The following is a 22,793-nucleotide window of genomic DNA, read 5'->3' as shown; positions in this document are numbered from 1 at the left end:
CGAAGGTGGGCAGCATGATCCCGGTCAAAGGGTTTTCAGCGCAGAAAGTTGCGGTTCTGGGGCTTGGCCGGTCGGGGCTGGCCACGGCGCGTGCCCTGCAGGCAGGTAAAGCTGAGCCTGTGTGTTGGGATGACAATCCTGCCGCCCGGGAATTGGCCGAGGCCGAAGGGTTCGTCTGTACCGATCTGCGCCGTCATGGAGCGTTTGACGATATCGCCACGCTGATCGTTTCGCCCGGTATTCCTCATCTCTATCCTGACCCCAATCCAATTGTGGCTGCGGCGCTCGAGGCCGGTGTCCCGGTCGATAACGACATCGGGCTGTTTTTCCGATCCTTTGCAGGGCCTGAGTGGAACAATTATGACTCTCCGCCGCGTGTGATCGCGGTGACCGGGTCGAACGGGAAATCGACCACCGCGGCTTTGATCCACCATATCCTGACCGAAGCCGGGCGCGAGGCACAGCTGGCGGGTAATATCGGTCGTGGCGTGCTGGATATTGATCCGGGTGGTGACGGTTCGGTCGTTGTGCTGGAGCTGTCCAGCTATCAAACAGAACTGGCCCGGGCCCTGACCCCGGACGTGGCCGTTTTCACCAACCTGTCGCCCGACCATCTTGACCGCCACGGCGGGATGGGGGGCTATTTTGCCGCCAAGCGTCGGTTGTTCGCCGAAGGTGGCCCGGACCGCGCCGTGATTGGCATTGACGAGAAAGAGGGCGCGTTTTTGGCCGGTCAACTGGCAGAGGGCCGCGCAGACGATCGGGTTATCCGGGTGTCGGTTGCGCGCAAACTGACGGGACCCGGATGGCAGGTGTTTGCGCGTAAAGGGTTCTTGTCGGAATACCGTAAGGGACGGCAAGCAGGTTCGATTGACCTGCGCGGAATCACGGGCCTTCCCGGCGCGCATAACCACCAAAACGCCTGTTCAGCTTATGCCGCCTGTCGCGCGCTTGGGCTGGCACCGCGCGTAATCGAAGACGCGCTGCACAGCTATCCGGGCCTGCCGCATCGCAGTCAGATCATCGCCGAGGTAGGCGGTATTACTTATGTGAATGACTCAAAAGCCACCAATGTGGACAGCGCTCTCAAGGCGTTGAGCGCCTTCAGGAAGGTCCGCTGGGTCTGTGGGGGGCTTGAGAAGGAAGGCGGTGTCGCCGCTCTGAACGCAGCCGCAGACCAGGTGGTCAAAGCTTATGTCATTGGTCGCGAGGCCGCGAGTTTCGCCATGCAACTTAAGGCTGATGCGCTGGTTTGCACCACCATGTCCGAGGCTGTTGAGCAAGCCATGAAGGATGCCCAACCCGGCGAGACAGTCCTGCTTGCGCCAGCCGCGGCCAGTTTCGACCAATACGACAATTTCGAGCAGCGCGGAGAGGACTTTGTAGCGGAAGTCAGGCAACGGCTTCCGGAATAGCCATTTGCAATAGACCGCCGGTTGGGCCAAGCTGCGATGCTATCAGCTTGACGCGCCATCATTATTGGTTTTGCTTGCCTGCAAATTCAACACGAGGTTATGACTATGCCATTTCGTAAGTTTTCTCTGATCCTGCCTGCCATTCTCGTTGCCGGTGCCTGCACCAACACAGGTGCCAATTATCAACCAATCGTCGACGGCCCGATCGGCCCGAACTACAACGTAGACCTTCAGCAGTGCCAACAACTGGCGGCATCACAAGCCAGCGTTGATGGCTCCACCGCAGGAAACGCAGCGATAGGCGCGGCAGGTGCGGCGGCTGTAACCGGGATTGTTCAGGACAGCAGCGACAATCTGGGCCGTGCGGCAGTTGCCGGTGCGCTTGTTGGCGCCGGCGCAGACGTGATTAACAAAAACCAGAACAAAGAAGTTATCGTGCGCAACTGCATGCGCGGACGTGGCTACAACGTCGTCGGCTAACTCTGCCCGGCGATTGCAATTCCTGCGGCGTGGCCCGAGGACCACGCCCATTGGAAGTTGTAGCCGCCCAGCCAACCGGTGACATCCACCGCTTCGCCAATCGCATAGAGGCCGGGGACATCCCTGGCCTCCGTTGTTTTTGACGACAGGCTATCAGTATCGATCCCGCCCAGCGTCACCTCGGCTGTACGATACCCTTCGGTGCCCGAGGGGGTAAGCTGCCAGTCGGACAGTGCTGCGATCAGTTCGGACAGCGCGGCGTCCGACTGATCGGCCAGATTGCCTGGCATGGGGATATGATGGCTCAGGTACTCGACCAGACGCCCGGGCAGGTGGCGCGCCAGTTCCGTGGTCAGCGCCTTGCGTCCGCCGCTTTGCCGCTGATCCCGCAGCAAATCAAACAGCGGCAGATCCGGGATCAGGTTTACGCGGACCGCCTCGCCTTCGCGCCAATAGGAAGACAACTGCAGAACCGATGGTCCACTAAGCCCGCGATGGGTGAACAGCAAAGCCTCGTCAAAGCTGGTCCGGTCATTCGACAGCCGCGCGGGTAGGGATACGCCAGACAGGTCCTTGAATTTGCCATCCGAAAACGTAAACGGCACGAGCGCGGCCCGCGTTTCGGTTATCGTTAGTCCGAACTGGCGCGCAATGTCATAGGCCAGCCCGGTCGCGCCCATCTTGGGGATCGACTTGCCGCCAGTAGCCAGCACGAGGTTGGTGCAGCTCAGGTTATGCCGCTGCCCTTCACGTTCGAGGTCCACAGCAAATCCGCCATCGGTCTTGCGCAGGTCTTTTACCTCGGTCCGAACCCACAATTCCGCCCCGGCGCGCTCCATCTCATCCAGCAACATTTGGATGATCTGTTTTGATGACCCATCGCAGAACAGTTGCCCCAGCGTTTTCTCATGCCACGCGATGCCGTGTCGACCGACCAGATCAATGAAATCCCACTGCGTGTACCGCGCCAGCGCGGATTTGCAGAAATGCGGATTCTGCGACAGGAAGTTTCCCGGTCCCGCATACATGTTGGTGAAGTTGCAGCGCCCACCGCCCGAGATACGGATTTTCTCTCCGGCAGCCTTGGCGTGGTCGATTACCAAAACGTGCCCGCCGCAATGGGCGGCGCACATCATGCCGGCTGCACCGGCACCAAGGATGATCGTGTCATAGGTCATGCGCGGGTGGATGGCTTGGATCGCAAAGGAAGGCAAGGGGTCAAAGTCTCAGATGAACGATCCAGAATTTTGTCTTGAGCTCAACCTTGCTTGAGGAATTACAAGCAAGTTTATGACGCCAAACAGTGCAATGCTTTTGAGGGTGCTTAAATGGATTTGGAAAACTGCTTGGACCGAATAGCGTATTCGGGCGACCTAAAGCCAGATCGGGCGACGCTCGACAATCTCTTCGCGGCCCAACTAAGGATGGTTGCTTTCGAAAATATCGATCAACAATTGGGGGTTCCGGTTTCGTTTGATGAGAACGACGTGTTTGAAAAAGTCGTTACGCGGAAACGCGGCGGATGGTGTTTTGAGCTAAACTCTCTTTTCAGTTGGGTACTGCAGGAAATCGGATTTGAGGTGTCATATCTGGCTGGATACGTCGGCCCGGACAAACCTTCTTCAGATCAGGCACCAGATCATATGCTTTTGAAGGTCAAGTGCGATGAGCATTTGCTTGTTGATGTTGGATTTGGTGGCGCGATGTCTACTCCAATCCCGCTGGAACCATTCACGGGATTGCAGCAGCCTTACAATATTTCGCTAGCCGCCCAGCGTGATGGCTTTGTTCAATATTCAGAAAGCGCATGCGGAGGGGAAACAGGCTATTGGTTTACTCAGGAAAGTGTCGAACCAAGCGTGTTTCAGTCTGCCAGTCGACATTTGCAGACCGATCCCAACTCGCCATTTCTACGCACCCTGACCGCGCAAAGGCGTTATACCAACAGGCATATTATACTACGCGGTCTGGTGATGAGGACGATTGATACTATGGGAATACGTGAGGAAACCGTTTCGACACCAAAGGAGTTGGTTGACTGCCTGAAGTATGACTTTGGCCTGAATGTCCCGGCGGTTGCTGAAGTCTGGCCCAAGATCAAGAAACGTCATGACGAGCTCTTTCATGATAAAGTCCGGTAGGTGTTCCGCCGCTCAGCCGCAACGATGAGCAGATTTCTCCATCCTTATTCATTCCGCTAGCCCAAACGCAAAAATCCCTGTAGACTCTCAATCAGATCCTGAAAAACGGGACGTTAACGAGGCAGATAGTGGCGGTATCTCATGACTGAGATGGTGTATGGCGCGGTCCAGGACCAGCGCGGAGAACCGATTCTTCCGAAATGGTGGCGGACGATTGATCGCTGGACGATGTCCTGCGTTCTGATCCTGTTTGTCATCGGATTGTTGCTGGGGCTGGCCTCATCACCACCGCTGGCAGGGCGCAACGGGTTTGATCCGTTCCACTATGTTGAACGGCAGGCGCTGTTCGGTGGGCTGGCGCTGATTGCGATGCTGCTGACGTCGATGATGTCGCCGACTTTGGTGCGCCGTTTGGCAGTACTTGGGTTCCTTGCCTCGTTTGTGGCGCTGGCCTTTCTGCCCGTCTTCGGAACGGATTTCGGAAAAGGGGCGGTGCGCTGGTACTCGCTGGGCTTTGCATCTTTGCAGCCGTCGGAATTTCTGAAACCCGGATTTGTCGTCGTGGCCGCGTGGCTGCTGGCTGCGTCGCAACAGATCAACGGCCCTCCGGGTCGGTTGTGGTCATTTGCGTTGTGCATTGCAATTGTGGCGATGCTGGTTTTGCAACCTGACTTCGGTCAGGCCTGCCTGATCCTGTTTGGATGGGGTGTGATGTACTTTGTGGCCGGTGCGCCGATGCTGCTGCTGGTTGGCATGGCGGGCGTCGTAGTCCTGGGGGGTATGTTCGCCTATTCGAATTCGGAACACTTTGCCCGCCGTATTGATGGCTTCCTGAACCAGGAGGTCGACCCTACCACCCAGCTTGGCTATGCCACGAACGCCATCCGTGAAGGCGGTCTTTTCGGTGTCGGCGTGGGTGAGGGACAGGTGAAGTGGTCTTTGCCCGATGCCCACACGGATTTCATCATCGCTGTCGCGGCCGAGGAATACGGTCTGATCCTGGTACTGATCATCATCGCGCTGTATTCACTGATCGTGGTGCGGTCACTTCTGCGGCTGATGCGGGAACGTGACATGTTCATCCGATTGGCCGGGACTGGTCTGGCCTGCATGTTCGGCGTTCAGGCCATGATTAACATGGGTGTGGCTGTGCGCCTGCTGCCAGCCAAAGGTATGACGCTGCCCTTTGTCAGCTATGGTGGTTCGTCGCTGATTGCGGGTGGTATCGCGGTCGGCATGTTGCTGGCGTTCACCCGAAGCCGCCCACAGGGCGAACTTGGCGATATTCTGCGCGGAAGAGGATAATGGGGACACCTTACCTGTTGATAGCGGCGGGCGGCACCGGGGGCCACATGTTCCCGGCGCAAGCGCTGGCTGAAGCGATGCTGAAGAAAGGCTGGCGTGTGCGCCTGTCTACGGATGAGCGTGGCGCGCGTTACACTGGTGGCTTTCCGCAAACGGTCGAGATTGTGGAAGTTGCCTCGGCTACTTTTGCGCGCGGCGGTCTTGCGGCCAAGGCAATGGCTGGACCCAAAATCGTGGGCGGCGTTGCCAGTATGGCCTTTCAGATGACACGGGACAAACCGGATGTGGTGGTCGGCTTTGGCGGATATCCGTCAATCCCGGCGCTGGGGGCGGCCACTATGCTGAAACTTCCCCGCATGATCCACGAACAGAACGGGGTCCTGGGTCGCGTTAATCAAGTTTTTGCCACACGCGTTGCCAATGTGGCCTGCGGTGCTTGGCCGACAGATCTGCCCGAAGGCGCGCACGGAATCCACACCGGCAACCCGGTTCGCGCGGCAGTTCTGGAACGTGCGGCAGCAGGATACATTCCGCCTGGCGACTATCCGATGTCGATCCTTGTAATGGGTGGCTCTCAAGGCGCTCGCATCCTCAGCGATGTTGTCCCCGGAGCAATCGCGGCCTTGCCTGACGATTTGCGCAGCCATATACGCGTTGCACATCAGGCCCGCGACGAAGATGGGGAACGTGTTACGGCATTCTATGCCGAGCATGGCATTCGGGCGGAGGTCAAACCTTTCTTTGACGACGTTCCGCGTCGCATGTCGGATGCACAACTTGTCATCAGCCGGTCCGGCGCATCCAGTGTGGCGGATATCTCGGTCATCGGACGTCCATCGATCCTGATCCCGTTTGCCGCAGCCGCCGGCGACCATCAGACCGCCAATGCGCGAGGGTTGGTTCAGGCAGGCGGCGCGATCATGATCCCCGAAAACGCACTTGACGTTCCCGCGCTGACAGAGCAAGTCACCGCCGTTCTGACCAACCCCGAAGCCGCGCAAAAGATGGCCCATGCCGCCCTCTCGACCGGTGCCCCCGACGCGACTGAGCGTCTGACGGCCCTTGTCGAACAACTGGCGCAGAAGGAGACCACATGAATCCTGCAACCAAACTGCCGCAAGACGTAGGGTCGATACACTTTGTGGGGATCGGCGGGATCGGGATGTCGGGCATTGCCGAGGTTCTGCTGAATCTGGGCTACCGCGTGCAGGGGTCCGACCTGAAGGCGTCCAAGATCACTGATCGTCTTGCGAGCCTTGGGGCTGAGATATTTGTCGGCCAGCGTGCCGAAAACCTTGAAAACGCGGCCGTTGTCGTGGTGTCGACCGCGATCAAGCCTGGCAACCCCGAGCTGGACGGCGCCCGAGCGCAAGGCTTGCCGGTTGTTCGTCGCGCCGACATGCTGGCCGAGCTGATGCGCCTGAAATCCAACATCGCCATTGCCGGAACCCACGGCAAGACCACCACGACCACCATGATGGCCGAGCTGATGGTGGCCGGCGATTTCGATCCGACCGTCATCAATGGCGGCATCATCCACGCCTACGGTTCGAACGCACGGATGGGGCAGGGTGAATGGATGGTGGTCGAGGCCGACGAGTCCGACGGTTCGTTCAACCGACTGCCCGCGACCATTGCCATTGTTACGAATATCGACCCTGAGCATATGGAGCATTGGGGTGACTTCGACCAACTGCGCGACGGGTTCTACGAGTTCGTATCAAACCTGCCATTCTACGGTCTGGCTGTGTGCTGCACGGACCACGCCGAAGTGCAGACGTTGGTTGGACGTATCACCGACCGCCGTGTCCGGACCTATGGGTTCAACGCGCAGGCCGATGTGCGCGCCTTGAACCTGACCTACAAGGGCGGCGTGGCGCATTTCGACATCCACCTTCAGTATGAAGATAAGATGATCGAGGGTTGCACTTTGCCGATGCCCGGCGACCACAATGTCTCGAACGCGCTGTCTGCAGTGGCCGTTGCCCGCCATCTGGGCATGAAGGCCACTGAAATCCGCGATGCGCTGGCCAATTTCGGTGGCGTCAACCGCCGCTTCACCAAGGTCGGAGAAATCGATGGCGTTACCATCATTGATGACTATGGCCACCACCCGGTAGAGATTGCAGCCGTCCTCAAAGCCGCGCGCCAGGCAAGCGAAGGCCGCGTCATCGCCGTGCACCAACCGCACCGGTACTCGCGCCTGTCCAATCTGTTTGACGATTTCTGCACCTGCTTCAATGACGCGGACGTTGTCGCCATCGCCGATGTTTTCTCTGCCGGAGAGGATCCGATCGAAGGAGCCAGTAGAGATGATTTGGTGCAAGGCTTGATCCGCCACGGTCACCGCCACGCGCGTGCATTGCTGAACGAAAACGATCTGGAGCGCCTTGTGCGCGAACAGGCCCGCCCCGGCGACATGGTCGTCTGTCTCGGCGCTGGTACGATCAGCACTTGGGCCAACGGGCTGCCAGAAAGGCTGCGACAAAAGCAAGCCGTTTGATGGAATGGACTCTCTAGCATTGCAACTTTAAAGTGTGATGTTGCAGTTGCAGCAATGATCGTCCTCGGAGGGGCAGTTGGTATATTCAGTGCTTTTTGCTGGCTTGTGGGTTTTGGCCTCTACGGTCGTAGCCATGCTGCCGATGCGCCTTCAATTTCCGCCGGGCGTGGTTCTTTTCGTTTCTGCACCTGCGCTGATCGTCTGGCTGGGCCATGACTTCGGCTGGGTTTTTTCGGTGCTGGCCTTTGCGGCCTTTGCATCCATGTTCCGTAATCCCATTCGCCATTACTGGCGCCGCTGGACCGGGCAGGAGGTCGAGGAATGAATTGGTCGATCGCCCTAGCTGCGCTTTGGGGAATTTCGGCGAATGTGCTGGCGATGATCCCCAGCAAGGACAACCACTGGACGCGCGCCTATGTTTTGATCGCTGTGGGGATTCCGATACTGGGTTACGTCACTTTGCAAAACGGCCCATGGATTGGACTGATCGTTTTGGCCGCAGGAATGTCGGTGCTGCGTTGGCCGGTGATCTATTTGGGGCGTTGGGTACGCAGGATACTCGGGTCTGCTCCGTAATGGATGCGTCTTGCGTTATGCGTCAGAATCCGCGATCTAGCCGACATGACAGCGCTTCCGACACCGCGCGGTAAACTCACTGAGAGCCGCAACTTGAACGATCTGACCTGGCTTCGGGTAGGAGGTCCTGCAGACTTTCTTTTCCAGCCGGCCGATATCGCAGATCTGCAGACATTTATGCGCGATTTGCTCGCAGATATTTCGGTTTTCCCGATGGGGGTCGGGTCAAATCTGATTGTGCGTGATGGCGGTTTGCGCGCGGTTGTGATCCGATTGGGGCGCGGGTTCAATGCTATCTCGGTTGAGGGAAACACCGTTACCGCCGGAGCAGCCGCGTTGGATGCGCATGTGGCGCGCAAGGCGGCGGATGAGGGTGTGGATCTGACCTTTTTGCGTACCATCCCGGGCTCAATTGGCGGCGCGGTGCGGATGAACGCAGGGTGTTATGGCAGCTACACGGCAGACGTGCTGCGCAAGGCGACCATTGTCACCCGGCAGGGAGAGCTTGTGGAACTGACTCCGGAAGACCTGAATTTTCGTTATCGCCAGTCCGATCTGCCCGAAGGCGCGGTACTAATCTCGGCCACTTTCGAAGGTCCATCCGGCGATCCGGAAGAGCTGCACGCCCGGATGTCCGCGCAGTTGCAAAAACGCGACGAAACCCAGCCGACCAAAGACCGCAGCGCCGGGTCAACCTTCCGCAACCCGGCAGGGTTTTCTTCGACCGGGCGGGCGGATGATGTACACGACCTCAAGGCATGGAAGGTCATTGACGATGCGGGCATGCGCGGCGCGACGCGCGGCGGCGCACAGATGAGCGAGAAGCACTCGAATTTCCTGATCAATACCGGTGATGCCTCTGCCGCGGACCTCGAAGGTCTGGGCGAAGAGGTGCGAAAAAAGGTTTACGAAACAAGCGGCATCACGCTAGAGTGGGAAATCATGCGGATCGGTGATCCGTTGACAGAATAAAGCCCTGACCGTCAGACCATAACAGGCAAATTAAGGCGACGGATCAAGGAGATAAACGCAGTACGGACCACCACATAAGGTCCGGGGACATTGAGGCGCACGTTGGGTATGTCGAGCAGGACAAACCCCAAAGTGGCGGTATTGATGGGTGGACCCTCGAAGGAACGCGAGGTGTCTCTCAGCTCTGGGCGCGAATGCGCGGCCGCCCTTGTGGGAGAAGGCTTTGAAGTAGTTGAGCTGGACGCAGGTCCTGACCTCTATGCGCGCCTTTTGGAAATCAAACCAGACGTTGTGTTCAACGCCCTGCATGGCCGCTGGGGTGAGGACGGCTGCGTTCAGGGTTTGCTGGAATGGATGCGCATTCCGTACACGCACTCAGGTGTTCTGGCCTCGGCGCTGGCGATGGACAAGCAGCGCAGCAAAGAAGTTTTTGAAGCCGAGGGCCTACCCGTTGTTGCCAGCGTGATCGTACCAAAGGTTGAGGTAGTTAAGGTTCATGTGATGGAGCCTCCTTACGTGACCAAGCCCAACAACGAAGGCTCCAGCGTTGGGATCTACATCGTGCATGAAGGGTCCAATGGTCCACCGCAACTGTCCGAAGAGATGCCCGATCAGGTTATGGTCGAGAAGTACATTGCCGGGCGCGAGTTGACCGTGACGGTGATGAACGACAAGGCCGTAACGGTTACCGAGATCATGACCGATGGCGGTTGGTATGATTATGACGCCAAGTACAAGCCCGGCGGATCGTGGCATGTTTTGCCCGCTGACGTACCGACCGAGATTTTTGACCTGTGCATGGACTACGCATTGCGCGCTCATTCTGCGCTGGGATGCAAGGGCGTAAGCCGTACAGATTTCCGCTGGGATGACAGTATGGGTGCCGATGGGCTTTTCCTTCTCGAGACCAACACTCAGCCCGGCATGACGCCGACGTCACTGGTGCCTGAACAGGCCGCACATCTGGGGATGAGTTTCGGGCAGCTTTGCGCCTGGATGGTGGAGGACGCATCATGCGACCGCTAAGAGCCACCCGAGCGCCTGTGGTTCACCGGCCCAAACAACTGACCGGTCCCGATGCTGATTTCGAATCCGGCGCACATACCGGAGCCGAACCCAAATTGCGGCTGCGTGGTATGTTTGGTGGCAAAGGCGATCGCCTCGACCCGGCCCCGTCTCGTCTCAGCTACCGCCTGCAGCGCTGGATGCTGACGCGGGGCGTTCGGCGCAGCCTAAAGATTGGCCTGCCGGTATTTGCAGTTTGCGCCGCAATTGGCATCTATTTCGGCTCGCAAGAGCGTCGCGATGCGGTTGTGGCCTATGTCATCGACATCAAAACCTCGATCCAGCAACGGCCAGAGTTCATGGTCAATCTGATGGCCATTGACGGGGCAGGGACCAACCTGTCCGAGGATATTCGTGAGGTCGTGCCGCTGGATTTCCCTGTCAGCTCTTGGGATCTGGATGTTGAGCAAATCCGCGACACGATTACCGGGCTGAATCCGATCAAATCCGCCACGGTACGGGTGCGCCCGGGCGGCATTCTGCAGGTGGATGTTGTCGAACGTCAGCCCGTCATCGTCTGGCGAACGCGGAGCGGGATCGAATTGTTGGACGAAACCGGTGCCCATGTGGAACGCATCGCGTCGCGCAAGGATCATTCTAATTTACCTCTGATCGCGGGCAAAGGTGCAGACGGTCACGTGGGTGAGGCGCTTGAATTGCTGACAACCGCCCGCAGCCTGGGCGGCCGTGTGCGCGGGCTGGTCCGGATTGGTGAGCGTCGCTGGGACCTGGTTATGGACCGCGGCCAGCGCATCATGTTGCCGACCGAGCGCCCCGTACGCGCGTTGGAACGCGTTCTGGCCGTGAATGAAGTGCAGGACCTTTTGGAACGTGACGTGGCGGTAGTCGACATGCGCCTTGGGCAACGTCCGACAATAAGAATGACCAAAGCTGCCAGCGAAGACTGGTGGAATACAAAAGTGACAGTGGGTAGCGAGCAGTAACGACCATGATGACCGATCTTTATCAGTCCCAGCGCGCCATGCGGCAGATGCGCAGACAAGCCATGCAGCGCGGTGTTGTCGCCATTCTCGATGTTGGCAGCTCCAAGATTGCCTGTCTTGTACTGCGCTTTGACGGGACCGGCCGCCTGAGCGAGGACAACACCATCGGGTCGATGGCCGGGCAGACCGGCTTTCGTGTGATTGGTGCTGCGACCACACGGTCGCGGGGCGTTCAATTTGGCGAAGTCACCGCCATGCAAGAAACCGAACGGGCGATCCGAACCGCCCTGCAGGCGGCGCAAAAGATGGCCGATATCCGGGTCGATCATGTGATTGCCAGCTTCTCGGGTGCGAACCCGCGCTCTTACGGGTTGGATGCGCAGGTCGATCTTGAGGGGCAGGTCGTGACAGAGGCCGAGGTTGGCCGTGTCCTGAACGCCTGTGACGTGCCGGACTACGGGGCAGGGCGCGAGGTGTTGCATGCCCAACCGGTAAACTTCGCTTTGGACAACCGCTCAGGTCTGATCGACCCGCGTGGCCAAATGGGGCAGAACCTTGCCGTCGACATGCACATGCTGACCGTCGACGCAACTGCGATCCAAAACATCGTGCGCTGCATCAAACGCTGCGATCTGGAATTGGCCGGAATTGCAAACTCGGCCTATGTGTCTGGTGTTTCCGCCTTAGTCGAGGATGAGCAGGAACTCGGCGCGGCCTGTATCGACATGGGTGGCGGCACGACCAGCGTGTCGATCTTTATGAAAAAGCACATGATCTATGCCGATTGCGTGCGCATGGGTGGCGATCACGTAACCTCGGACATTTCGATGGGGTTGGGTATCCCGGCCTCGGTGGCTGAGCGGATTAAAACCTTTAACGGCGGGGTTCACGCAACTGGCGCGGATGATCGGGACCTGATCGACATCGGTGGGGATACTGGCGACTGGGAACATGATCGCCGCACCGTCAGCCGTGCTGAACTGATCGGGATTATGCGTCCCCGTGTGGAAGAGATCCTTGAAGAGGTGCGTGTTCGTCTGGATGCCGCCGGGTTCGAGCACATGCCGAGCCAGCAGATCGTCCTGACCGGCGGCGGCAGCCAGATCATGGGACTGGACGGACTGGCCACCCGCATCCTTGGGCAGCGCGTCCGCCTTGGCCGGCCGCTGCGTGTGCATGGTCTACCGCAATCGGCGACCGGGCCGGGGTTCTCCTCCGCAGTGGGGCTTAGCCTGTTTGCAGCGCACCCACAGGACGAATGGTGGGACTTTGAAATCCCTGTCGACACCTATGCCGCGCGCCCGTTCAAGCGGGCCGTGCGTTGGTTCCGTGACAATTGGTAAGCTAGGGGTCGCAGCGCTGCTGGCCCTGACACCGCTGACCACTCAGGCGCAAACCCGGATCACCCCCGAGGCATTTCTGGATGCGGTTCTGGGCAAAACCGTCGACTTTCATGACGTTCGCAGCGGCGACCTTGTTGGCACCGAAGAATTTCTCAGCTCTACCGTTTCGGTTTGGCGCCGAGAAGGAAGAGGGTGCGTTTATGGGCATATCACAACGCCGAACGGGCAAATCTGTTTTCTCTATGATGATGAAGTCGAAGGGCCAGCCGTGTGTTGGTGGCCTTTCGAATATAAGGGCAGGTTGATGGTGCGACTGGCCACTTTTGCGGACAGCGAAATCCAGGAGGTGCGCAGCATCACCGAGGACGGTTTGAATTGTCCAAGTGCCCCGATCAGCTAAAGAAATGGGTTGCAGCTGACTCGTTTATCCCGCAAGATATCCACAAGGCCCGACAGAGGCCCGCGGCAGGACCTGAGCAGTTTTCCGCAGTTTGACAGTTTATTAGTCCCTTTGGTGATGCGTCGGTTGAGTGCCGCGCGCAAATCGCCTGTTTTGTGCTACATTGAGTTCTTTACGCAACATCTGGCGGTATATGCGAAATACTGCCGGTCAGCGCCTTATTTCCTCCATATTTTGTGGAATTGCGCGATTTTTGGCGTGACGTTTGCCGTTTCAAACGGTAGGATTGTTAGTGGATAGGTAAGAAAAACACCGCTTTGGCGGGAACAAAAAAACAGGCGGACAGAGCATGACATTGAATCTTTCGATGCCCGGGCACGACGAACTGAAGCCTCGGATCACAGTATTTGGCGTTGGTGGTGCAGGCGGCAACGCTGTCAACAACATGATTGAGAAACAGCTGGACGGCGTCGATTTTGTGGTCGCCAACACCGATGCGCAGGCACTGCAACAAAGCCAGTCCTCGGCACGGGTTCAACTGGGCGTGAAAGTCACCGAAGGTCTGGGGGCAGGGGCCCGTCCGACCGTGGGTGCGGCAGCAGCCGAAGAAAGCATTGAACAGATCGTTGATCACCTGGCCGGCGCGCATATGTGCTTTATCACCGCCGGAATGGGCGGCGGTACTGGCACAGGCGCCGCTCCGATCATCGCGCAGGCCGCGCGGGAATTGGGCGTTCTGACCGTTGGTGTTGTAACCAAACCCTTCCAGTTTGAGGGTGCCAAGCGGATGCGTCAGGCCGAAGACGGCGTTGAGATGCTGCAAAAGGTCGTCGACACTCTGATCATCATCCCGAACCAGAACCTCTTCCGTCTGGCCAACGAAAAGACTACGTTCACTGAGGCGTTCTCGATGGCGGACGATGTTCTCTATCAGGGCGTCAAAGGCGTGACCGATCTGATGGTCCGTCCGGGCCTGATCAACCTCGACTTTGCAGATGTTCGCGCCGTGATGGACGAGATGGGCAAAGCGATGATGGGAACAGGCGAGGCCACCGGCGAAGATCGCGCGGTTCAGGCCGCCGAGAAGGCGATCGCCAACCCACTGCTGGACGAAATCAGCCTCAAGGGTGCCAAGGGTGTTCTGATCAACATCACCGGCTCGCACGACCTGACCCTGTTCGAACTGGACGAAGCCGCCAACCGCATCCGCGAAGAAGTGGATCCCGAGGCGAACATCATCGTTGGTTCGACACTGGATACCGTGATGGAAGGCGGCATGCGCGTATCGGTTGTCGCGACCGGTATCGATGCCAGTGAAAAACAGGAAGATGTCCCCGTCGCGCGCCGTTCTATGTCGGCACCGCTGACCCGCACCGTTTCGGCAGAAGAGTCGGTGCAGGAAGAGGCTCCGGTTGCTGCGGAAGTCGCGGAGCAAGCACCGCAGCAAGATATGATCCGCGAACCCTCGCTGTTTGAAGCGCCGGAAGAGCCTGCCCAGCCGCAGTTCCAGTCGTGTGCCCGGCAGGATGATGATGGTTTGCCTCCGCCGGCCTATCAGCCGCGCGTTGCCGAATTCGAGCCGACCCCCGAACCGGTTGAGCCTGTGTCCGAAAACTATGTCGCGCCGCAGCCTCAACCGGCAGCGGGAACACCGTCGCCCGAGGCGCTGCAGCGCTTGCAGGCCGCAGTCCAGAACGTTCCGCCGTCCGAGCGGAGCCCTTCGATGGCCCGCCCTGCAACGCCGCAGCCGACCCCTGTGCCGCAGGAAGAAGCGAATGATCGTCCCCGCTTTGGCTTTAACCGGCTGATCGATCGGATGACCGGTCACGCGGCAGATACTCCGGCGCAACCACCGCGCCAGCAGCCCGTTATGCGCCAATCTGACGCTACGGCACCTGCAAGGGATGAGGTCGACCCCGAACAGGACCGGATCGAAATTCCCGCCTTTTTGCGGCGCCAGGCCAACTGATCGCGGTAACAAAATGAATGCAGAGGGTCGCCAAATGGCGGCCCTTTTCTTTTGTTTTACAGATGCTTAATGGGGTGTAAGCAGGGATTTGCCGATCTGTCACATACATGTTTCATTCGGTTGCAAAGAGTGAGTTGAGCCTTGACGCCGCCTTCCTTAACTGAGTGTCCAACACGGCCAACCGAGGCCGGACACCACTCTTCGAGGTTCACCTTGCAACATACGCTCAAATCTCCGGTCACGTTTAAAGGCGTCGGACTGCATAGCGGTAAGCCTGCGACGATGGTCCTGAAACCGGCGGCCGCCGGTCACGGCATCTGGTTCAAACGGACGGATATTGAGCTGGGCAATGCCCTTGTCCCTGCGATCTATGACGTGGTCGAGCGCACCCCGCTGTGCACCCGCCTGATCAACGACGCAGGTGTGTCTGTATCTACGGTTGAACACATCATGGCCGCGCTGGCCGGTTGCGGAATACATAACGCGCTGATCGAAATTGATGGTCCCGAAGTTCCGATCATGGACGGGTCTTCGATTGATTTCGTTCGCGGTATCATGGCGAAGGGCGTGCGTCGCCAAGCCAGCCCAGTTCTGGCCTATGAGGTTCTTAAGCCGGTGACCGCTGTGCGCGAAGGTGCCAGCGCATCGATTGCGCCTGCAAATGGTCTGATCATCGATTTCCATATCGACTTCGAAGACGGTGCCATCGGCAGCCAGACCAAGACACTGGATATGCGCAACGGCTCGTTCGCACGTGAGCTGTGTGACTGCCGGACGTTCTGTCGCCGTACTGATGTTGAGGCGATGCGCGAAAACGGGCTGGCTTTGGGCGGTACGCTGGAAAATGCCGTCGTTGTTCAGGGTGATGAAGTCCTTACCCCGGGTGGTTTCCGCCACGCGGATGAGGCTGTGCGTCACAAGATGCTGGACGCCCTTGGTGATCTGTATTTGGCAGGCGGTCCGATCTTTGGTCACTTTACCGGTGACAAATCCGGGCATGCAATGACCAATACTCTGCTGCGCAAGCTGTTCGAAACACCGGGTGCCGTCCGTCCGATCCTGTGTACGCCTGAACAGGCAGCCCGCCTTCCGGGGCAGGGCCTGGTCCGGGACGAAATCCCCGAAGTCGCCTGATTGGATCAACTCTGTCGACAATTCCGCGAACGGGCGCATAAGACGTTTTGCACCGGAATTTTATGTGCTAGACCTTGGCCTAAATCGGGGCTTAACCCCGTCAAGTAATACGACAAGGATAGGCGGAATGGTTGGCAGCAAAGCGGCAGTCAGGTTCGCAGGCGCGATTCTTCTGACAGCAGTTTTGACGGCGTGCGCTGGAAAAGGCGCAGACCGCAATCAGAACCTGGAAGGGTTCACTCCTGAACAGATTTTCACGCGCGGCGAATATGAGCTGTCGCAGAATCGTTCGGACGATGCGGCGTGGTATTTTTCAGAAGTTGAACGTCTGTATCCGTATTCCGATTGGGCCAAGCGCGCGCTGATCATGCAGGCGTTCTCATACCACTCGGACAAAAACTACGAAGAGAGCCGAGGCGCCGCACAACGGTACATCGACTTTTACCCGACGGATGAAGATGCGGCTTATGCCCAATATCTTCTGGCGCTCAGCTATTATGACCAGATTGACGAGGTCGGGCGCGATCAGGGCCTAACTTTTCAGGCGTTGCAATCGCTGCGCACCGTGATCGAAGTCTATCCGGATAGTGAATACGCGACCTCTGCGGTGCTGAAATTCGATCTGGCATTTGACCATCTGGCTGGCAAAGAGATGGAAATTGGACGCTATTATCTGCGCCAGGACCATTATACCGCAGCCATCAACCGGTTCCGTGTGGTGGTTGAAGATTTCCAGACCACATCTCACACCGCCGAAGCTCTGTACCGCTTGATTGAAGCCTATCTGGCACTGGGTCTTGTGGATGAGGCACAGTCGGCAGGGGCCATTCTTGGGTACAACTATCAATCGTCCGAATGGTACGATGCGGGCTATTCGCTGCTGACGTCACGCGGGTTGGATCTCAAGAGTCGTGGCAACAACTGGCTCAGCACGATCTACCGTCAGACCGTCAAAGGTGAGTGGTTGTAATCGCCATGGCCAATGGGGTGGGACGCTAAGACCCGATGCTGCGCGCCCTCGATATCCGTGACATGCTGATCATCGACCGGCTGGAACTGACGTTTCAGCCGGGCCTGAATGCGTTGACTGGTGAAACCGGTGCGGGCAAGTCGATTCTTCTGGATTCGCTGGGGTTTGTTCTGGGCTGGCGTGGCCGGGCTGAATTGGTCCGTCAGGGTGCCGCCCATGGTGAAGTCGTGGCCGAGTTCGAATTAAACGAAGACCATCCTGCACATACAATTCTGGCCGAGGCGGGCCTGCCGAGCGGAGAGGAACTGATCCTGCGGCGGGTGAATACGGCCGAGGGGCGCAAGACCGCGTGGGTCAATGATCGCCGTTGTTCGGGCGAGGTGCTGCGCGCATTGTCCGAGACCCTGATCGAACTACATGGTCAACACGATGATCGCGGCCTGTTGAACCCGCGCGGTCACCGGGCAATGCTGGACGATTACGCCGGCGCAGAACCCCAACTGGCAAAGGTGCGGTCGGCCTGGTCCGAGATGTCACGTGCGCTCAAAGCTCTTGCTCAAACGGAATCGACCCTTGTGGCGATGCGCGCGGAAGAGGAATTCCTGAGGCATTCGGTGTCTGAGCTTGATCAGCTGGACCCGCAACCCGGTGAGGACGCCGAGCTCGACGCCCGCCGTCGCATGATGCAAGGGGCTGAACGTATCCGCGATGATGTCGCTCGGGCTTTCTCTCTGCTTGGCGGGGACGGGGCTGAAAGCGCAATGGCGGACGCTGTGCGTTGGCTCGAAGGCGTCTCGGACAATGCCGGCGGCCAATTGGAGTCACCAATCGCGGCCCTGGGGCGCGCCTTGATCGAATTGGGTGAGGCGCAGGACGGTGTCGAGGCTTGTCTGCAGAAATTGGATTTCAATCCGGCGGAATTGGAACAGGCCGAAGAACGCCTGTTCGCCATCCGCGCGCTGGCTCGTAAGCATGATGTCGTGCCTGATGATCTGGGCACCTTTGCTGAAACTTTGCGTGACCGTTTGAACCGGCTTGACGCTGGCGACGCGGACCTGGCCGATCAGCGGGCAGCGGTAGACGCCGCTCAGACCGAATATGACGGCGCAGCGGCCAAGCTTAGTGCGGCGCGACAGAAGGCAGCCGGACAGCTGGATGCCGCCGTGATGACCGAACTCGCCCCGTTGAAGATGGAGCGCGCTGTGTTCCAAACCGAAATTACAGCCGCGGATCCCGGTCCCGATGGAATTGACGCAGTAGCTTTCACAGTTGCCCCCAACCCCGGCGCACCTTCTGGTCCGCTGAACAAAATCGCCTCGGGCGGCGAACTCAGTCGGTTTCTTCTGGCGCTCAAGGTCTGCCTGACCGGGGATGACAGCGCGCGCACGATGATTTTTGATGAGATCGACCGGGGCGTTGGTGGTGCAACTGCCGATGCGGTCGGGCGGCGTCTGGCGGCGCTGGCGCAGGGCGGGCAGGTGCTGGTTGTGACGCACTCACCGCAGGTGGCGGCCCGCGCGGCGCATCACTGGCGGGTGCAAAAACACGTCACCCACGGGCAGACCCTTTCTACCGTTGTTCCGCTGGCCGAACCCGACCGCGTGGATGAAATTGCCCGTATGGTCGCAGGGGACACGATCACGGACGAAGCGCGCGCTGCCGCCCGAGCCCTTTTGCAGGCCTGAGGCAATTCTGCCGCTTTCGCGTGTTCAAACCGTCGCGATCCCACTTTTATAAGGGCGCTCCGTGGCTTACTAAGGGGAAAGACGTGATCCCTGAGGGCCAATGACCCAATCAACCCGCACTGTTCTGCGCAACCAGCTCAATCAGGCTTTGGCCGCGATCAAGGACGCTTGGAGGGTGATGCGACGGCGTGGGCCCAGCCAGATTCAATTCTGGTTCATCGCGCTGGCGATCGGGATTGCGGCAGGTTTCATGGCATTAGGGTTCCGCAAGGCAATCCGATCGCTGCAGGCTTATGTCTATGATACGGATGACATTTTGTTGCTGCACAGCCATGCGGAAAAGCTGCCTTGGTTTCTGATCCTGATCATTCCCATCATCGGCGGGCTAATCGTGGGCGTGATCCTGAACAAGTTCACCGACGACGGACGCGTGCGATCCGTCGCTGACGTCATCGAAGGGGCCGCGGTGACCGATGGTCGCGTGGAAAGCAAGGCGGGTATCGCGTCTTTCTTTGCCTCGCTCGTCACGCTCAGCACAGGCGGGTCCACGGGCCGAGAGGGGCCGGTCGTGCACATGGCTGGTGTGATCTCAACCTGGGTCAGCAACCGCATCCATGCTGATGGCATCACCGGGCGCGACCTGTTGGGATGCGCTGTCGCCGCCGCCGTCTCGGCCAGCTTTAACTCACCGATCGCAGGTGCACTGTTCGCGCTTGAGGTCGTGCTGCGCCACTTTGCAGTGCATGCGTTTGCGCCCATCGTGATCGCTTCGGTTGCGGGGACGGTGATCAACCGGCTGGAATATGGCGACGTGACCGAGTTTGTTCTGGATACACCCGGTTCCCTGCAATTCTACGTGGAATTGCCCGCCTTCCTGCTACTTGGCCTAATCTGCGGGCTGGTTTCGCTTCTGCTCATGCGGTCGATCTTTTTTGCCGAAGATATCGGCAACCATATCCAGAACCGGCTTGCCTTGCCTGGCTGGCTGCGCCCAGCTGTTTCAGGCGCGATGTTGGGGCTGCTGGCGATCTGGTTCCCGCACATCATCGGCGTCGGGTATGAAACCACGATCCGCGCTTTGGCAGGTGACCTGACCCTGAGTTTTGCCATCCTGTTTGCGGTAATCAAGACGGTTGCCGTAGCGATCACCATGGGCGGACGTATGGGCGGCGGGGTGTTTTCCCCATCGCTGATGATTGGGGCGTTGACCGGACTGGCCTTCGGCCTGATCGCAACCGGGCTGCTGCCTGATGTTTCTGGCACCCATACGCTCTATGCCTTTGCCGGAATGGGGGCCGTTGCTGCCGCGGTTCTGGGCGCACCGATTTCGACCACGATGATTGTCTTTGAACTGACCGGAGACTGGCAGATCGGCCTGGCTGTGATGGTTTCGGTGTCGATGTCGACAGCGCTGGCCTCGCGTCTTGTGGATCGGTCCTTCTTCTTGACCCAGCTGGAACGTCGTAACGTGCATCTGGCCGCAGGGCCGCAAGCCTATCTGCTGGCGATGCTGCGAACCGGGGCGGTCATGCGCCCCTTGGGCGATTCGCGCTCGATCACGAAACAACAGGCGGTCGAATTGATCGAACAAGGGCTATGTGTTCAAGCTAGCGCCACGCTAGAGGCCGCGATGCCTTATTTCGACAGGGATGACATCCCCTGTATTCCGGTGGTGATTGTCGAAGAGGACGGCAGTGAAAACCCGGTCGGAGCGCTTTACCACGTCGATGCACTGAAAGCGTATAATCGCGCCTTGGCTGCCACGGCGGCTGAAGAGCACTCTTAGCGTTTATACACGGTCGCGGTATCGCCTAGGTAGTTGTCCCAAGCAAACCAGTACGAAATATGGCCTGCGACCCGGGGCAATTCCGTGCCTCCCGGTCCAACCAGCGCCTCTTCGGTCATGGTCCACTTCTGACCCGTTTCATCCACCAATTCGCTGCCAGACGCAGCGAACTTGTGGGATGCGCGTTCATAAGCCCGCACTGCGCGCTTCTCGTCGTTTCCGATAAGCACCAGAGGCCGGTTGGCGATGGCGTCGTTGATTACCCGGCTCCTGCCGAACGCATCCAGGGGCCATGCTCGCGCCGCGCCGAATTGCCGGATGGCGAAAACATAGTCTTTCTGCCTGTGGCTGGACTGATCGACCAGCGCCGGGAACATCAATTCGGACGAAGCGAAATACTCCCGATACACGACACCCGACCCATAATTCCGCCGGTGACCGGTGTTCATTGAAAGAACTTTCGTTTTGGGATGCGATGTTTTCCAACTTTGCCATGTAGTGATAACCACCGGGCGTTGTTTCAACTCGGTACCGCTGCCGACAAGCGCGCCAACAACTGGCTTACCGGTATATTGGTTCCACAGGGAATGCGTCTGACGATCGAACATCAGTTTATTGGATCTGTACAGAAAACCGGATGAGCCGAAGATCAGCGGTTTGCTGCGACCCGGCACTTGCGTTTCAAACAGAATGCCTGAACCACACAGTGTGCAGTAGGCCAAGGCTACCGGAACCCCGCCAATCACCTCGTTGAACATTTCATGCCAGCCCATGATCCGCAGCGGGTAAGCCCGTTCGTCCCCGTTGATCGAAACGCCAAAGACCAGGTCATCGTCCTTAAGGTAATCTGCGCGCGCGGCAGGGATCAGCGCCGGATTGTCCAGCGATGGGATACCATCCTTGTTCACACCACCCCACGCGATCTCTTCAAGCCGGATCTTTATCTTGTCGCGCTGCAAGTACTTTGGCTTCAGGAAGACATCGAAATTCGTATCTATCCCCAGGAGAACCTCGCGCTTGAACGGGATGAGCGAGGGGTGCGGCACGATTTGCGGGTTCTTTTCCTGCCAGAGCATCCAGTCAAACCAGTCTTGGCCGATACTCTCACCAGTCAGGGTCTGCATGACCTTCACGATGTCGCTGCTGCGACGTCTGGCGTATCGCATACCGGTCAGCAAAGCAGGCACCACATCCGGGTTGTCGCGTTGCACGAGAATGGCCATGCCTTGCTCAAACTCCGCGTTGCTTCCGAACAAGGTGGAACGCACAGCATCCAGCACGGGGTCTTGTTGCGCGGACAATGCGCCAGGCAACAAGAGCACGGTCCCCAATGATCCTGCAAAACTGCGACGGGTAAGTGACATGGCATCCTCTGGGCGGTGTTTGGTGGCATTGTGCACTCTTGATGCCTCACATGCATGCAACAGCCCCGTGATCGGATCGTGATCAAGCCCTGTCAGTCGCGAGCGCGCTGTTGAACTACCAACGAAGACTATCTGCTTGCATGTATTCGTGAAATTTTCCGGTTAGTCACACCTAAAAAATGTCACAGATTTTTTGTCACGATGCCAAAAACGATAATACTTGCTATGGCTTCGAATACCTGGCCATGCCAGGGCGGCCTGGCCAGGTATTTCTTTGTCGCGTACGAACGGCAGCAACCCACCTCAGGTAACTGACATCCATGGCACAGGCCTATGGGCGTGCGTGTAACGACATAGCCTCGACCGAGCGGGTCAGAGAGGCCATCTGAGGGATTTAGATCTGTTCGACTTTGACGGAATCGACGCGGTAAAACGCGACATAACCCTTGATCTCGGCCATTGCGGCGACCGGGTCTTCATAGCTCCACGCTGCGTTTTCGGTCACCGATGATTTGTTGACGATTGAGAAATGCGTTGCATCGCCTTTGTGCGGGCAATGCGTGACCTTTTCTGTACGGTCCAGAAATGCCATTCCGATATCGGTGCGAGGGAAATAGATCACCGGATCCAGATCACCTTCCAGCAGCTCCAGCGCATTCATGCTCTCTCCGAGAACGGCGCCCCCGGAACGAACGCTCCATTTACCAGCTGCTTTGCGGATCGTTATGTCTGTCATCTCTG

21 protein-coding genes are annotated in these 22,793 nt (G+C 58.4%); 18 read left to right on the top strand and 3 right to left on the bottom strand.

The features are described from left to right. Positions 1-14 precede the first annotated feature (14 nt). A complete protein-coding gene (gene murD, locus DK510_RS17035) occupies positions 15-1,415 on the top strand; it encodes a UDP-N-acetylmuramoyl-L-alanine--D-glutamate ligase (protein WP_109313111.1) in 1,401 nt (466 codons plus the stop codon). 105 nt (positions 1,416-1,520) lie between these two features. Continuing rightward, positions 1,521-1,895 carry a glycine zipper family protein gene (locus DK510_RS17030; RefSeq protein WP_233493524.1) on the top strand — a complete coding sequence of 125 codons (375 nt, stop codon included), beginning with the start codon at positions 1,521-1,523 and terminating at the stop codon, positions 1,893-1,895. On the opposite strand, the gene DK510_RS17025 is transcribed toward DK510_RS17030, so the two are convergent. Then, positions 1,892-3,073 carry an NAD(P)/FAD-dependent oxidoreductase gene (locus DK510_RS17025; protein WP_109313336.1) on the bottom strand — a complete coding sequence of 394 codons (1,182 nt, stop codon included), beginning with the start codon at positions 3,071-3,073 and terminating at the stop codon, positions 1,892-1,894. The two genes, DK510_RS17030 and DK510_RS17025, sit on opposite strands and share 4 nt — an antisense overlap. A gap of 150 nt (positions 3,074-3,223) precedes the next feature. Here DK510_RS17025 and DK510_RS17020 point away from each other — a divergent pair, with 150 nt between their 5' ends. The 16 genes from DK510_RS17020 (at position 3,224) to DK510_RS16945 (ending at position 20,688) form a co-directional block, all read left to right on the top strand. Beyond that, the gene (locus tag DK510_RS17020) at positions 3,224-4,036 is read left to right on the top strand and encodes an arylamine N-acetyltransferase (protein ID WP_109313110.1); all 813 of its coding nucleotides are present in this window, start codon (positions 3,224-3,226) and stop codon (positions 4,034-4,036) included. A 141-nt stretch (positions 4,037-4,177) separates the two neighbouring features. Then, positions 4,178-5,341 (top strand): putative lipid II flippase FtsW, encoded by a 1,164-nt coding sequence (gene ftsW, locus DK510_RS17015; protein ID WP_058279575.1) that lies wholly within the window; start codon positions 4,178-4,180, stop codon positions 5,339-5,341. After that, on the top strand, positions 5,341-6,438 hold the full coding sequence (locus tag DK510_RS17010; RefSeq protein WP_109313109.1) for a UDP-N-acetylglucosamine--N-acetylmuramyl-(pentapeptide) pyrophosphoryl-undecaprenol N-acetylglucosamine transferase: 1,098 nt from the start codon (positions 5,341-5,343) through the stop codon (positions 6,436-6,438). The genes ftsW and DK510_RS17010 overlap by 1 nt, the downstream gene beginning before the upstream one ends. Beyond that, positions 6,435-7,844 carry a UDP-N-acetylmuramate--L-alanine ligase gene (gene murC / locus DK510_RS17005; RefSeq protein WP_109313108.1) on the top strand — a complete coding sequence of 470 codons (1,410 nt, stop codon included), beginning with the start codon at positions 6,435-6,437 and terminating at the stop codon, positions 7,842-7,844. The genes DK510_RS17010 and murC overlap by 4 nt, the downstream gene beginning before the upstream one ends. 76 nt (positions 7,845-7,920) lie before the next feature. After that, positions 7,921-8,169 carry a DUF2484 family protein gene (locus tag DK510_RS17000; RefSeq protein ID WP_109313107.1) on the top strand — a complete coding sequence of 83 codons (249 nt, stop codon included), beginning with the start codon at positions 7,921-7,923 and terminating at the stop codon, positions 8,167-8,169. Further along, positions 8,166-8,420: a DUF2484 family protein gene (locus DK510_RS16995; RefSeq protein ID WP_109313106.1), complete on the top strand. Its 255-nt coding sequence runs from the start codon at positions 8,166-8,168 to the stop codon at positions 8,418-8,420. The genes DK510_RS17000 and DK510_RS16995 overlap by 4 nt, the downstream gene beginning before the upstream one ends. A gap of 45 nt (positions 8,421-8,465) precedes the next feature. Further along, complete coding sequence (gene murB, locus DK510_RS16990; RefSeq protein WP_109313105.1) at positions 8,466-9,392, top strand: UDP-N-acetylmuramate dehydrogenase; 927 nt, start codon at positions 8,466-8,468, stop codon at positions 9,390-9,392. Positions 9,393-9,494: 102 nt separating this feature from the next. Continuing rightward, entirely contained in the window at positions 9,495-10,418 is a 924-nt protein-coding gene (locus DK510_RS16985; protein ID WP_109313104.1) for a D-alanine--D-alanine ligase, read from the top strand. Beyond that, positions 10,406-11,401, top strand: coding sequence for a cell division protein FtsQ/DivIB (locus DK510_RS16980; protein WP_109313103.1), 996 nt, complete (start codon positions 10,406-10,408; stop codon positions 11,399-11,401). The genes DK510_RS16985 and DK510_RS16980 overlap by 13 nt, the downstream gene beginning before the upstream one ends. Before the next feature lie 8 nt (positions 11,402-11,409). After that, entirely contained in the window at positions 11,410-12,744 is a 1,335-nt protein-coding gene (gene ftsA / locus DK510_RS16975; RefSeq protein WP_109313335.1) for a cell division protein FtsA, read from the top strand. After that, positions 12,731-13,144, top strand: a complete 414-nt coding sequence (locus DK510_RS16970) for a hypothetical protein (RefSeq protein ID WP_234999117.1) — start codon at positions 12,731-12,733, stop codon at positions 13,142-13,144. Before ftsA ends, DK510_RS16970 begins: the two co-directional genes overlap by 14 nt. A 349-nt stretch (positions 13,145-13,493) precedes the next feature. Then, on the top strand, positions 13,494-15,113 hold the full coding sequence (gene ftsZ, locus DK510_RS16965) for a cell division protein FtsZ (protein ID WP_109313102.1): 1,620 nt from the start codon (positions 13,494-13,496) through the stop codon (positions 15,111-15,113). 213 nt (positions 15,114-15,326) lie between these two features. Beyond that, positions 15,327-16,247 carry a UDP-3-O-acyl-N-acetylglucosamine deacetylase gene (lpxC, locus tag DK510_RS16960; RefSeq protein WP_109313101.1) on the top strand — a complete coding sequence of 307 codons (921 nt, stop codon included), beginning with the start codon at positions 15,327-15,329 and terminating at the stop codon, positions 16,245-16,247. A 127-nt stretch (positions 16,248-16,374) separates the two neighbouring features. Further along, positions 16,375-17,217 (top strand): outer membrane protein assembly factor BamD, encoded by an 843-nt coding sequence (locus DK510_RS16955; RefSeq protein WP_109313100.1) that lies wholly within the window; start codon positions 16,375-16,377, stop codon positions 17,215-17,217. Between the two features lie 35 nt (positions 17,218-17,252). Further along, positions 17,253-18,902, top strand: coding sequence for a DNA repair protein RecN (gene recN / locus DK510_RS16950; protein WP_109313099.1), 1,650 nt, complete (start codon positions 17,253-17,255; stop codon positions 18,900-18,902). 100 nt (positions 18,903-19,002) lie between these two features. Beyond that, complete coding sequence (locus DK510_RS16945; protein ID WP_109313098.1) at positions 19,003-20,688, top strand: chloride channel protein; 1,686 nt, start codon at positions 19,003-19,005, stop codon at positions 20,686-20,688. Here DK510_RS16945 and DK510_RS16940 read toward each other — a convergent pair. Both DK510_RS16940 and DK510_RS16935 read right to left on the bottom strand, forming a co-directional pair. Then, on the bottom strand, positions 20,685-22,052 hold the full coding sequence (locus DK510_RS16940; protein ID WP_109313333.1) for a DUF3179 domain-containing protein: 1,368 nt from the start codon (positions 22,050-22,052) through the stop codon (positions 20,685-20,687). The two genes, DK510_RS16945 and DK510_RS16940, sit on opposite strands and share 4 nt — an antisense overlap. A 394-nt stretch (positions 22,053-22,446) precedes the next feature. Then, entirely contained in the window at positions 22,447-22,788 is a 342-nt protein-coding gene (locus DK510_RS16935; RefSeq protein WP_109313097.1) for a DUF427 domain-containing protein, read from the bottom strand. Positions 22,789-22,793 lie beyond the last annotated feature (5 nt).

This window comes from Ruegeria sp. AU67 (genome assembly GCF_900312795.1).
Taxonomy (GTDB): Bacteria; Pseudomonadota; Alphaproteobacteria; order Rhodobacterales; family Rhodobacteraceae; genus Ruegeria; species Ruegeria atlantica.
This window is presented reverse-complemented; position numbering and strand designations above follow the sequence as displayed.

Bases quoted from the DNA above. Each gene is read 5' to 3' on its own strand.
- DK510_RS17020 (WP_109313110.1), top strand. From the start codon at position 3,224: ATGGATTTGGAAAACTGCTTGGACCGAATAGCGTATTCGGGCGACCTA.
- DK510_RS16995 (WP_109313106.1), top strand. From the start codon at position 8,166: ATGAATTGGTCGATCGCCCTAGCTGCGCTTTGGGGAATTTCGGCGAAT.
- ftsZ (WP_109313102.1), top strand. From the start codon at position 13,494: ATGACATTGAATCTTTCGATGCCCGGGCACGACGAACTGAAGCCTCGG.
- recN (WP_109313099.1), top strand. From the start codon at position 17,253: ATGCTGCGCGCCCTCGATATCCGTGACATGCTGATCATCGACCGGCTG.
- DK510_RS17030 (WP_233493524.1), top strand. From the start codon at position 1,521: ATGCCATTTCGTAAGTTTTCTCTGATCCTGCCTGCCATTCTCGTTGCC.
- ftsW (WP_058279575.1), top strand. From the start codon at position 4,178: ATGACTGAGATGGTGTATGGCGCGGTCCAGGACCAGCGCGGAGAACCG.
- DK510_RS16945 (WP_109313098.1), top strand. From the start codon at position 19,003: ATGACCCAATCAACCCGCACTGTTCTGCGCAACCAGCTCAATCAGGCT.
- DK510_RS16940 (WP_109313333.1), bottom strand. From the start codon at position 22,052: ATGTCACTTACCCGTCGCAGTTTTGCAGGATCATTGGGGACCGTGCTC.
- ftsA (WP_109313335.1), top strand. From the start codon at position 11,410: ATGACCGATCTTTATCAGTCCCAGCGCGCCATGCGGCAGATGCGCAGA.
- murC (WP_109313108.1), top strand. From the start codon at position 6,435: ATGAATCCTGCAACCAAACTGCCGCAAGACGTAGGGTCGATACACTTT.
- DK510_RS16980 (WP_109313103.1), top strand. From the start codon at position 10,406: ATGCGACCGCTAAGAGCCACCCGAGCGCCTGTGGTTCACCGGCCCAAA.
- DK510_RS16935 (WP_109313097.1), bottom strand. From the start codon at position 22,788: ATGACAGACATAACGATCCGCAAAGCAGCTGGTAAATGGAGCGTTCGT.
- murD (WP_109313111.1), top strand. From the start codon at position 15: ATGATCCCGGTCAAAGGGTTTTCAGCGCAGAAAGTTGCGGTTCTGGGG.
- DK510_RS17025 (WP_109313336.1), bottom strand. From the start codon at position 3,073: ATGACCTATGACACGATCATCCTTGGTGCCGGTGCAGCCGGCATGATG.
- murB (WP_109313105.1), top strand. From the start codon at position 8,466: ATGACAGCGCTTCCGACACCGCGCGGTAAACTCACTGAGAGCCGCAAC.
- DK510_RS16955 (WP_109313100.1), top strand. From the start codon at position 16,375: ATGGTTGGCAGCAAAGCGGCAGTCAGGTTCGCAGGCGCGATTCTTCTG.
- DK510_RS17010 (WP_109313109.1), top strand. From the start codon at position 5,341: ATGGGGACACCTTACCTGTTGATAGCGGCGGGCGGCACCGGGGGCCAC.